This window comes from Cohnella endophytica (genome assembly GCF_003628305.1).
Lineage (GTDB): Bacteria > Bacillota > Bacilli > Paenibacillales > Paenibacillaceae > Cohnella > Cohnella endophytica.
Genome location: NZ_RBZM01000001.1, coordinates 102,771 through 114,121 on the forward strand (window position 1 = coordinate 102,771; position 11,351 = coordinate 114,121).

The 11,351-nt window shown below is 50.1% G+C and carries 10 protein-coding genes; 4 read left to right on the forward strand and 6 right to left on the reverse strand.

Annotated elements, in window-relative coordinates; genetic code table 11:
• Positions 1 to 58: 58 nt before the first annotated feature.
• From D7Z26_RS00615 to D7Z26_RS00625, 3 genes are read right to left on the reverse strand one after another with little or no spacing between them, the layout of a single operon-like run.
• Positions 59 to 1,207, reverse strand: a complete 1,149-nt coding sequence (locus D7Z26_RS00615) for a Ger(x)C family spore germination protein (protein ID WP_120973776.1) — start codon at positions 1,205 to 1,207, stop codon at positions 59 to 61.
• Complete coding sequence (locus D7Z26_RS00620; RefSeq protein WP_120973781.1) at positions 1,204 to 2,691, reverse strand: spore germination protein; 1,488 nt, start codon at positions 2,689 to 2,691, stop codon at positions 1,204 to 1,206. Before D7Z26_RS00620 ends, D7Z26_RS00615 begins: the two co-directional genes overlap by 4 nt.
• Positions 2,688 to 3,788, reverse strand: coding sequence for a GerAB/ArcD/ProY family transporter (locus D7Z26_RS00625; RefSeq protein WP_120973783.1), 1,101 nt, complete (start codon positions 3,786 to 3,788; stop codon positions 2,688 to 2,690). Before D7Z26_RS00625 ends, D7Z26_RS00620 begins: the two co-directional genes overlap by 4 nt.
• A gap of 279 nt (positions 3,789 to 4,067) precedes the next feature.
• On the opposite strand from D7Z26_RS00625, the gene D7Z26_RS00630 reads away from it, so the two are divergent.
• A complete protein-coding gene (locus D7Z26_RS00630) occupies positions 4,068 to 5,207 on the forward strand; it encodes a glucosaminidase domain-containing protein (RefSeq protein WP_120973785.1) in 1,140 nt (379 codons plus the stop codon).
• A gap of 38 nt (positions 5,208 to 5,245) precedes the next feature.
• Here D7Z26_RS00630 and D7Z26_RS00635 read toward each other — a convergent pair whose 3' ends face one another.
• From D7Z26_RS00635 to D7Z26_RS00645, 3 genes are all read right to left on the reverse strand, one after another.
• Entirely contained in the window at positions 5,246 to 5,851 is a 606-nt protein-coding gene (locus tag D7Z26_RS00635) for a response regulator transcription factor (protein WP_120973787.1), read from the reverse strand.
• Positions 5,848 to 6,990 (reverse strand): sensor histidine kinase, encoded by a 1,143-nt coding sequence (locus D7Z26_RS00640; RefSeq protein ID WP_120974318.1) that lies wholly within the window; start codon positions 6,988 to 6,990, stop codon positions 5,848 to 5,850. The genes D7Z26_RS00635 and D7Z26_RS00640 overlap by 4 nt, the downstream gene beginning before the upstream one ends.
• 104 nt (positions 6,991 to 7,094) lie before the next feature.
• On the reverse strand, positions 7,095 to 8,156 hold the full coding sequence (locus D7Z26_RS00645; protein ID WP_120973789.1) for a fatty acid desaturase: 1,062 nt from the start codon (positions 8,154 to 8,156) through the stop codon (positions 7,095 to 7,097).
• 223 nt (positions 8,157 to 8,379) lie between these two features.
• Between D7Z26_RS00645 and D7Z26_RS00650 the strand changes: the two genes are divergently transcribed.
• The 3 genes from D7Z26_RS00650 to D7Z26_RS00660 all read left to right on the forward strand — a co-directional run bounded on the left by D7Z26_RS00650 (position 8,380) and on the right by D7Z26_RS00660 (position 11,333).
• The gene (locus tag D7Z26_RS00650) at positions 8,380 to 10,659 is read left to right on the forward strand and encodes an ATP-binding protein (RefSeq protein WP_233566537.1); all 2,280 of its coding nucleotides are present in this window, start codon (positions 8,380 to 8,382) and stop codon (positions 10,657 to 10,659) included.
• A gap of 116 nt (positions 10,660 to 10,775) precedes the next feature.
• A complete protein-coding gene (locus tag D7Z26_RS00655; RefSeq protein ID WP_120973791.1) occupies positions 10,776 to 11,108 on the forward strand; it encodes a metal-sensitive transcriptional regulator in 333 nt (110 codons plus the stop codon).
• A 24-nt stretch (positions 11,109 to 11,132) separates the two neighbouring features.
• Positions 11,133 to 11,333 (forward strand): copper ion binding protein, encoded by a 201-nt coding sequence (locus tag D7Z26_RS00660; protein ID WP_120973793.1) that lies wholly within the window; start codon positions 11,133 to 11,135, stop codon positions 11,331 to 11,333.
• The last annotated feature ends 18 nt before the right edge of the window (positions 11,334 to 11,351 follow it).

Below are 11,351 nucleotides of genomic sequence, written 5' to 3' on the forward strand. Positions count from 1 at the left end.
TAAGGAGCTATCCGCAAGGATAGCCCCTTTTTTCGTTGTTCCCGCTGCCCGCGACCAATTACTCTTGTTTTTCCTTGTACTTTCCGGTGTTGACGATGTTGATCTTAACGTCGATGTTGCGAATACACCCCGGTTTTAGCGAGAGGTTTTGGGTTTGATGCAACGCATGCCAGCGCTTCGGATGGTCTCGATAGAGGTGCTCCTCCAGTTGGAGTACATCGACTTTCTTGGCCAGTCCGTTATCGAAGCTGTCGGAGATTTGGTTCCGTACGACATCTTCGGCCATCGTTTCTAGATCTGTGATCGGAATGTCCTGCAGCAGTTCGTCCAAGTATCCGCTTATTCTAACCTTCAGATCGTACTTGACTTCGTCTTTATCGAACCTAACCTTTACCGAATAACGAGGGCGATTCAGAACGATCGCGGCGATCGGCTTGCCGCTGAGAGGAACATGGATCAGACATCGCTTCAGCTTTGTTTGCGTCCATCTCGCGCCGGCGAGTTCGTCCTCGGATAACCAGGCCGCCATTTTCGTCGCTTGGAAGAAGTACGCTCCGTTGATCTGGAGCATCGGTTTGTCTTTTGTGTCTTCCTTCCAAACCTCTTTATTGATCGCCAGGGAAGGAAGCATGCCCGGCTCCCCGGGCTCGTTGATTTCGGAGAAAAAGCGGTTGCCCGTAACCGACAAAATGGACGATCGCTGGGCGTAGATTTGCTCAGGAGTGAACATGAGCGTATCGAGCGGCGAAAGATTAAAGATCGATTTCTGGACGAAGATGTCCGATAGCTTCTCGTTCGTACCGTAAATGTAAAGGTTATAACGAAGCTCCCGGTACCGATTTACCGCATCGAATGCTTCTCTTACGCCTCTTTTAAGCATATTTTCCGAACAAACGATGGCTTTGACATGCCCCCAGAATACCCGCATTTGCGAAGTGGAGTAGATGCTCGAGAACGATTCGCTGATCGTCTTCCCGACGCCGCGCCCGATCCATACCGGGACGGTTTTGCCGACTTCGATGTTCTCGGACCGGCCAACGTTGGAAAAATTGAGCACTTGAATATACGTTATGAAATTGCCGTCATCGTAATCCAATCCGACCGCGGTCACGTAAGCCATATTCTGAATATCCTTGGAGTTCCAGCAACCGGGCAAGACGAACAGCGCGCTTACGGCCACGAGGATTCGAAGGAGGCGATAGCTCATGGCGAATCTTCCTCCATATGATCCCGATCCGTCGTTCGCAACACGTGCGGACGCTGCTTCATTTTCACCCAAGGTAACCGGAGATAAGACTTGAACACATCCCTCCAATGCAACGGAGACAAAGGTGCTAAGTAAGGCACGCCGAAAGACCGTAACCTCGACAAATATCCTACTAGCATAATCAGGCACAAAATAAGCCCGTACATGCCGATGATGGAGGACACCACGAAAATAATCAGTCGAAGGACGCTTACTACGGTGCTGAGCGATTGATTGACGAGAGTGACTGACGTTACTGCCGTAATTGCGCCGACCACGACGACGGAAGGGGAAACGAATCCCGCCCGTATCGAGGCATCTCCGATGATTAACCCTCCGACAACGGTTAACGTCTGTCCGATGGAGCTAGGCAAGCGGACGCCTGCTTCCCGAAAAATCTCTAGCAGCATAAGCAGGATAAACATTTCCATCTGGGCGGACAAGGGGAGACCCAACCGGGCGCCGGATATGGTGGCCATCATGCGAAACGGAAGTTGGTCCTGGTGAAAGGCGGCCAACGCAACCCAGAAACCCGGCAACGATATGGAAAGTAACAAACTCACGTTGCGAATAAGCCGAGCGAACGAAATATACAGGTAATTAAAATGAATGTCTTCGGGAGATTTCATCAACAGGGAGATCGTAGCCGGACCGATGAGGACCATCGGAATTCCGTCCACGATAATGATAAATCTGCCCGCCAATAAGCTGTTGACGACGTAGTCCGGTCTTCCGGTAATCGAGAACACCGGTAGCACGTTCATTTTGGCGTCCGCCAGCAGTTCCTCCAATTGGTTGATGCTATAAATTCCGTCGATCTCGATTTTTTTCAGGCGGTTTCGCACTTCGGATAACGTCTTCGGATTCAGGATGTCGTGAAAATACAGCAACCCGATTCTCGTTTTCGTGCGCGTTCCGATCGTATAGGTCTCATAGTGGAGGCTCGAGCTCCGAATCCGCTTGCGTATTAAAGCTACGTTCACGACGAGATCTTCCGTGAATCCGTCTCGGGGACCCTTAATGGAAATTTCCGTGCTTGAATCCTGAGGCGAACGTTGCGGACGATTACAAATATTCATTTTGAACAGTCTGCGGGATTCCTGGAACAGGAAAACGAGGTCGCCTTGGTACACGTATTCGACAATTTGTTCTCCGGTTTCGCTCTCGTCGATCGAGATAAGGGGAAGCGTACCGGATACGTCTCTCGACAGCCATTGAAAGCTGCTTCCTCTCCGGTACAACGCGGCGAGCTCCGGGAGTACGTATTTACCGATTTGCGAGTTATCGCACAAGCCTTCGCAATAGATCAAGAGCACCTCCGAGGCTTGGGAATCATCGAATTTGTAGGCTTGGATCTGGACGTCCGCGCAGTTCGTGAACAAGGAACGTAGCGCGTCTTCGCTCCAGACGACCGTTGCGCTCGAGCTGGAAGGTGGGGGTGTCACGCGATTTTTTGCCTCCTTTTCTGCGATTTCGAGAATAAGGACACGACCGTCCAAGACAATGACGCCGAGAATGCGACCGCCAAGGATACCGGGAAATAAAAATGATACATCCACGAATAGAAGTCATACGAGTTGATCGGAAAGATGGCTTCGGCAACGTAGCTGAAAGCGATCGCCATCAAGATGAGGTTACGGGTTCGGTTCGTACGAATCGGAAGGACCTCGATGATTAAATACATGGACAATCCGATGCGTATCGAGGCCCCGGCTAACCACTGATAGATGGAAAAAAAGTCGATATGCTCGAAGTAGTTTCCCAATTTCACAAGTCGCCACTGTTCATAAGGAGAAACCATTTGCTTGGCTGCTTCCGCAGGTCCGAATTCGGTAATGGCTCCGATGAGGGGACCGGTCATGATGTAAATAGAAAATAAGGCGAAAAAAACCAGATGAAGACGGCGTACTGGTTTATTCAAGCGATGCTGCATGGCGAGCAGAACGATCAGCTCGATGAAGCCTCCTCCCGCGTAGACGGTGCCGGCGAACACCGGGGACCAACCGTTCTCCAGAAACGGCTTAATCAAACTGAAGTTTTTCTCGGGTATATTCGAGATCCCCGCGAAGAAACCGAGCGCGACGACGATCGGCAACAATATACCGGAAGTAATCGCGATGGCGCGAATTCCCCAACTGGCGCATAACGTACACAGAACGGTCAGGCTAAACGCCAAGACGACTTTAGGCGTGGCGGGTAGGTAGTTATTGATCGTCCAATTGGTCGTATGAATCACGGTTAAGCCGCCGATCATGTATAGCTGTAGAAGAAGCGGAAATACGAGAATCCAAGAAATCGGAGCATTCGTTCGTTCGGAAAGCCAAGGCTGCAGCTTGTTCTGGCCCGATTTCCTCATGATGAAAATAAGCATGAAGCACCACGGAATGAACAGTAACCCCGCCGCGAGAGGCGCGATCCACGAATCTCTGCCTGACGCATCCAACAGCATCGGATTCACGATGACGTGGTTCGTTAAGCCATTCATTAACAATAGAATCATGCAAGCCTGCAAAAAGTTAATGCTTTCTTTCGAGGCTGTCATTTGACCTCTCCCTGCAATTGGAAATTATGGCGAATAGGTCTACTATGCGCAGTTTCATGAGAAAATATTAATCTTTTATCGCCTAATACGTAAAAACCCGCGAGCCCATACGGACTGCGGGTTTTATTATTTCCTATGACTTTCTCTAAGTTGTCCGGTATCGACAAAAACACAAGTTTTATTCGCTGAAAGAATGACAAGCTTTTCATTCGCATATAGGTACAATCATACGTACATTACTGCGAATAGCCTTCACCATTTGAAGAAAGAGGTGTAGTCATGCGTAGGAAATCCATTAGGCAATTGTTTATTTATGCTTTGGGCCTGGCCCTGATCCTCACCTTGGGCGTGCGCGCGTACTCCGCGAACCCTATTTCCAACAATTCCGACGCGTCCTCCTCGTCCGAAGTTCTCCAACTTCAACAACCCCCTTTGACGATAAGTTCCCCGGAGACCTCCTTCTCTCCCGAAAGCAGGCTCGCCGAGCCGCCAGACGATCCGGTTATTGCACCTCCGGAGATCGCCAAGAACATGATGAGCGAAGTCAGGATCTCCGCTTCCGTCCCCGTCCCGACGATGAGTACATACGAAGTAACGGCTTATTACTTAAACGTTAGAGCCAATGCCTATTCCACATCGAAGGTAATCAAGGTCGTAAAGAAAGGCACGAAGCTGGAAATCGTCAAGAGGACGGACAACGGATGGCTTAGAATTAATGGCGGAGGTTACGTACACGCGGAATATACACGATTGATCGTGGGAGCGGAAGTAGCGATATCAGGCAGATCGCAGAATGTAAAGCAGATTGCGAAGAGCGAATCGCTAGCGGCGACGGAAGCGGGGGATACGGAGAAGCCGAATCCGCAAGCCATGCCGCCGGCTCAATCCGTTAAGTCGGTTCCGGTCGGAGCGCTCAAAGTTCCGACGCCGGTCAAACCGTTATCCCTGCAACATGCGGCGGACGACAACGAGGATCCGGTTAAACCGACCTCAACGGTAAGAACCGATTCGGGCTTGTCCGAGGAAGACGTCGCCCGCATCTTCGACGGAACGGCTCTGGCAGGAAACGGACTAGAAGAGACGGTGCTAGAGGTAGAAGAGCAGTACGGAATCAATGCGCTGTTTACGATTGCGGTCATGAAGCTGGAGAGCGGCAACGGCAGCAGTAAATTGGCGCGCAGCAAAAATAATCTGTTCGGGCTTAACGCGATTACCGGCGACGCGCATAATCGAGCGTTCAGCTTCGAGACGAAGGGAGACAGCGTGCGCAAGTTCGGACAGCTGCTTTCCAAAAATTACGTCGGCAAGGGCTATACGACGATCGAGAAAATCGCCACGAAATATTGCCCCGCAAACTCGAATTGGTCGGGGCTTGTCAAAAATATCATGAAGAAAGACTTCGAGAAGCTGATTGCGTAATTTTCTTCATTGCTAATTCAACTCTTGGCTTCAAGCTATCACTTGAACCAGCCTTTTTCGTTAAATCGTTTAATGGCTTCCACGCGATTGCTGACGTTTAGCTTATCCAGGATAATGGATATGTAGTTCCGGATCGTTCCGGTGGTGAGAAAGAGCTCCGTCGCGATTTCTCTCGTGTTCTTCCCGTCGGCAATGAGTTCCATGACTTCTTTTTCCCTTGCCGTTAAAGGGTTCTCGTTGTCTCCGCCGTAAGCTTCGTCAACGAGCTCGGCAGCGTAGATGCATCGGCCGGCCAGAACGCTTCTAATCGTATGGGCAAGCTCGTCGCTAGGGCTATCCTTCAGCAAGTACCCGCTTACGCCTGCGCGCATTGCGCGTTCGAAATAGCCGCTGCGGGCGAACGTCGTCAAGATGATGACCTTGCAATCATCCGCCTTCAATTGTTCCGCCGCTTCGAGCCCGCTTTTCCCGGGCATCTCGATGTCCATGATGCATACGTCCGGACGGAGAAGGCGCACGAGTTCGATCGCTTGTTCTCCGTCCTGCGCTTTGCCGATGACTTCCATATCCTCTTCCAGATCCAATAATGATCCTAACGCCCCTAACAACATCCGTTGATCCTCCGCGATAACGATTCTGATCATTCATTCTCCTCCTTGTCCGTATGTTTGGCGATAAGCGGAATCGACGCCTCGATCGTCGTTCCCGCGCCAGTCGAAATATCGAGCGTCCCGTTGACGAACTCCAATCTTTCCTTCATTCCTTGCAAGCCGTGTCCTTGCTCGAAGTTCAACGAACCGGGCTTGCCAATGCCGTCGTCTTGAACGCGCATGACGACTTTGGTAGCCGTAAGTTCGAACGATAACGTACAGCATGTAGCCTCGCTATGCTTTACGACGTTGGTGACGGCTTCCATCAGGCACATGCCGAGCACGTTCTCGGCCAGTAGCGTCACGCCGGAAAGTCTTTCGCCGCCTTGATACCGGAACTCGATCTGCGCGGCATTCAGCATCTGCCGGATGCGGGGAATCTCGTCTTCAAGCCTCGCTCCGCGCATACGCGATACGAGCAATCGGACTTCTTTAAGCGCGGTTCTGGCCGTTTGTTGAACGTCCTTCATCTCCGCGCGGGCTCGGTCCGGGTTTTTGACGATGAGCTTGTGGGCGAGATCGCTCTTCAAGCCGATTAGGGAAAGTTTCTGGCCAAGCGTATCATGAAGGTCGCGCGCGATACGCTGCCTTTCCTCCAGCTTCACGAGCTCGGCGATCCGCAGGTTGGTATCCTTCAACAATTCTTGGAGCTCGCCTCTCTTGTTGCGGTTATAGTTGCCGAGTGGGAGGAGGATGAGCGCAAGTAAGTTAATGAGAATAAACGGAGTTTGCGTAATGAAAAATTTGTCCTGCATAATGAATCCAAGATTGACGGCGATAAAGCTCGTTACGATGTGTATGGTATAGAGCGTAATGAATCCGGCTTTGTTCCGGATATTGCCGATGAACAAGGCCAGGAAAAACGAAAAATAAGCGTAACTGAACAAAAGGGTCATCGCTATGGATATCAAGATTTGGACGCTTGTTCCGACGTACATCTGCCAGCCCTTGGCATTGAGCGTGAAGCGGTAGCAGATGAAAAAAAGAATGATCAGCACAATACCCGACACGATCTCGAGATCGGTGGAGGCGCGGAATATAAAATAGAAAGGCAAGATGATAAACATCAGCCAGACGTAAGGGCTAATTCCGGGGGTCTTCTGGAATACCGCCAACCTCTTCCAAGACTTCAACATCTTTGGTAACTCTCCTATGCTCATCGATTTCGGTAAACCTATACGCTTCTAGTTTATCACAAACGCGCCCCGATAAAGCCGGGGCGCGTAAGGGAAAAGGATTAGGCGACTTCGTTGCCGAACGGCGGAGTCGAGGTAGTTGAAGATCTCGTTGTAGCGATTAGCGGCTTAAACTGTTTAAAGCTTACGAATCTTTTGTTCTGTTCGTCCCACAGCTTGAATTTTAAAGACTTCAGACTATGACGAAGAGTAATCGTCGTGGCATGCTGCAACGGAGGAACGGCGTTATGGGCTTCTTCCAGATGATAATTCGGCACTCTCGGGCTCAGATGATGGACATGGTGGAATCCGATGTTGCCGGTAAGCCATTGCAGAGGCTTCGGTAATTTATAATAGGAGCTGCCTTCGACGGCGGCTTTCACGTAGCTCCAGTCTTCCTCGTTCTCGAAGTAAGAATCCTCGAATTGATGTTGTACGTAGAATAACCATATTCCAAGAGCGCCGGACAACCAGAAGATCGGCAATTGAACGAGCAGTACGTTTTGCCACCCCAACGCCCAACAAAGAATTCCGTATAACGCGAGGATTCCGGCGTTCGTCACCCACGTACTAATGCGTTCTCCGCGTCTGGCGTCTTTGACGTTAAAGCGATATTCGACCAAGAATACCGCGATCGGACCGATTCCGAACATGACGAGCGGATTGCGATAGAAGCGGTAATAGGCTTTTTTCCATTTTGAAGCGGCGGCGTATTCTTCTACGGTCATTAACCACATATCGCCTATGCCTCGCTTGTCGAGATTGCTGCTCGTCGAGTGGTGGATGGAGTGACTCCGTTTCCATTGACGGTAAGGGAACATGGTGATGATGCCTGTGATCGTTCCGAGAATCTCGTTCGCCTTGCGGTTCTTGAAAAACGATTGATGGCAACAATCATGGAAGATGATGAAGCTGCGAATGACGAATCCCGAAGCGAGAATGACGAACGGTAACGTCAACCAATAGGAGACGGACAAGCTCATATAAGCAGCAGCCCATAGTATGAACAAGGGGAGCAGGGTATTCAGTAGCTGTCTTAGGCTTGATTTCGCGTTTGCTTTTTCGTAAGGCGCGACGCCTTTTTTCAATTGCGCTTGGTTAGGATTATTATTCTTATTATTCATAAGATCCCCCTCGAGTTGTGAGCGTTCGCTTGATGTTGGTAGCAGGAGCGCTATCGTATTTCTATTGTAAAGGCATGCCGTTCATGACGTTAGTCATAAGTGTAAGGATTCGAATATGACAAATGTCATATGGAACGAAGTTGTTGCGGTATAATAGAGGAGTTTGTCGTAAAATATCAAATAAGGTAGTAGACATTTCTGACCAATCGCGGAGGCAAGTATTTTGACGATCAAAGCAAAGCTATCCTTACTCATTACCATCATAGTTACGATCATCCTAGGACTTAACATTTCGATTTTCTATTACTCGTCGAAATCCGATCTCCAGTCGAACGCGGAACAACGGATGATGACGTTCGCCAAACAGATCGGCGCCAACTTGGAAGCCGCCGAGAAATCGAAGAACGAAATGGAGCAAACGCTCGGGGAGAAGCTTCGCGCGGTCGCTTTGGCCGTCCAGAGCGAGCTCGATCCCCATATCGATAATGTCACGAACGAACAATTAATCGCTCTTAGCAAGAAGTTAGACGTTGATAATATTTCACTCTGGAAACGAACGGTTAACGATATCGTCGTGCTGAAATCTTCGGCGCCCGAGGAAATCAATCAAAGTTCGAAGACGTGGGACTATTGGTACACGGCTTTTAATCAGCTGTTCGACCTGAAAAGCGTTACCGTTCCGAAGGGGCAGACGCTGGCTCATTATTGGTCAGGCCCCTACCAATATTCGACGACCGATCCGTCCCACGTGAACAAGTGGGGGAATTACTACGACGGCACGACCGACTATATGATCAACCCGTACGTCAACGCGCAAGTTTTTCTCGATTACGAGAACAATACGGGTACCAATTCGATTATTCGCAGACTGCTTGCGGACAATCCGGATATCCTGGAAGTGTCCGGGTTCGATCCCGAGTTTTTCGGCAAACCCGAAATCCTGAAGATCAAGAAGGGAAAAATCGTTCGCAACTTGGACGTGCGGCCGGTACCGTTCGGAGAGTACAAGCTGAAAGACGAGGAAAGCGACGCGGAGAACGTTCGCGAGGCAGTCGAGACGGGACAGTCCGTAACGTCGAGATCTAAGGCGTCGGGCAAGAGCCTTCTGAAAAGCTTTATTCCGTTGAACAACTTGGGTAAACCGTTGGTAGTCGGCGTAAGCTTCGACTATAGCTCGATACGAGCTTCGCTAAACCACCAACTGTTCGTCAATTGTATGATTTCCTTGTGCTTGGTCGTGGCTGCTTGGATCGTGAGCTACGTAATTGCCGGATTTCTCATTCGACCGCTTCGTTATATTTTGGATAACGTTAACGAGCTGGCAAAAGGGAAATTCGGCAGTCCGATCGCGATTCGCAGGTGGGACGAGCTAGGTCACCTTACCTTTAGCGTGAATACGATGGCGAACAATCTTCAATCCTACATGGGGAGATTAAAGGACTCGGCGGAGGAGCTTCGGAGTACGAAGGAATATTTGGAATCGTTTTTCAAGCATACGTCGGACGCCATTCATGTAACGGATCTGGACGGAAAAGTGATACAGGTGAACGACGCGTTCGAGACGATGTTCGGTTGGAGCAGCTCGGAGGTTCTTCACCACGAACTGAAACACGTTCCGGACAATCAGATGTCGGAATACGCTGCTATCCGTGGACGGATCAAGCAAGGAGAGTCGATTACGGACTTCGAGACCATGAGGCAACGGAAGGACGGGCAATTCATCGACGTCAGCATTACGGTTTCGCCGATCAGAGGGAATCAGGATGAAATCGTGGCGATCGCGGAGATCTGCCGGAACATTACCGCCCGTAAACAAAGCGATGAGGTCATCCGTCGCACGGAGAAGTTATCCGTCATCGGACAACTGGCGGCAGGGGTTGCCCATGAGATTCGCAATCCGCTTACGACGTTGCGCGGATTCGTTCAATTGAACAAGCAACAGGGCTCTCTGTCCCCGGCTTACTTGGATATTATGTTGTCCGAGCTCGAGCGTATTAATTTTATCGTGAGCGAATTCCTCGTACTGGCCAAGCCGCAGGTGAACCGTTATCAACCGATCGATATCAGAAGGTTACTTGACGACATGATCGCTCTGCTCGATTCGCAAGCGAACTTGATCAACGTCAAGTTCGAGAGACTGTACGGGAATGACGTTCCGATGCTCGTCTGCGAAGAAAATCAACTGAAGCAGGTATTCCTCAACGTGATCAAGAATAGCATCGAAGCGATGGAAGGCATAGGCGGGACGATTACGATCGAATTGGATTACGCCCCGTCCAGAGAGGCTGTCGTTATCCGGTTTATCGACGAGGGGCGCGGAATTTCCGAAGAAGATATGGCGCGGCTCGGCGAGCCTTTCTTCACGCGAAAAGCAACGGGTAACGGACTCGGCTTAATGGTCAGCCAACGAATTATCGCCAATCATAAAGGAACGATGCAGATTACGAGTAAGCAAGGTGAAGGAACTTGCGTGGAAATCCGCTTGAGCACCGCGTCGAAATAATCTTTTCGAGAATAATCGGTTCACCGCTTGACACAATATACCCAACGGGGGTATATTGTGAATATAAATATACCCCTTGCGGGTATGTTGAGGTAGGTTGAAAGGAGAAGGTGACCATGTCGACGGAGTCTTCCGAAGTACCGGAATCCGGCCATTGCCATACGGAAAATGCAAGAAAGAGCCATCATTCGGACAAAATGAAATCGAACCTGATTTCACGTCTTAATCGGGTCGAAGGGCAAGTCCGCGGAATTAAGGGTCTTATCGAGAAAGATACTTATTGCGACGACGTGCTAAACCAGATAGCCGCCGTTCAGTCCGCGCTGAATAGCGTAGGGAGGCTCTTGCTGGAAGGTCATATGAAGAGCTGCGTTATCGACAGAATTCAATCCGGCGAACACGAAGTGATCGACGAGTTGCTCGTTACGGTTAATAAATTAATGAAATAATGACATACATTCGGAGGGATTAAGATGTCTACGATTACGTTAAAAGTACAAGGAATGTCTTGCGGTCATTGCGTAAATTCGGTCGAAGGAGCCGTGAAGGGGCTTGGCGCGAACGCCAAAGTCGATCTGGCGAGCGGTTCGGTCACGGTCGATTACGAAGCTGCCAAACTATCGGTTGACGCGATTAAAGAAGCGATCGAAGATCAAGGCTACGACGTCGTATAAGGAATGCTCTCGGGGTCA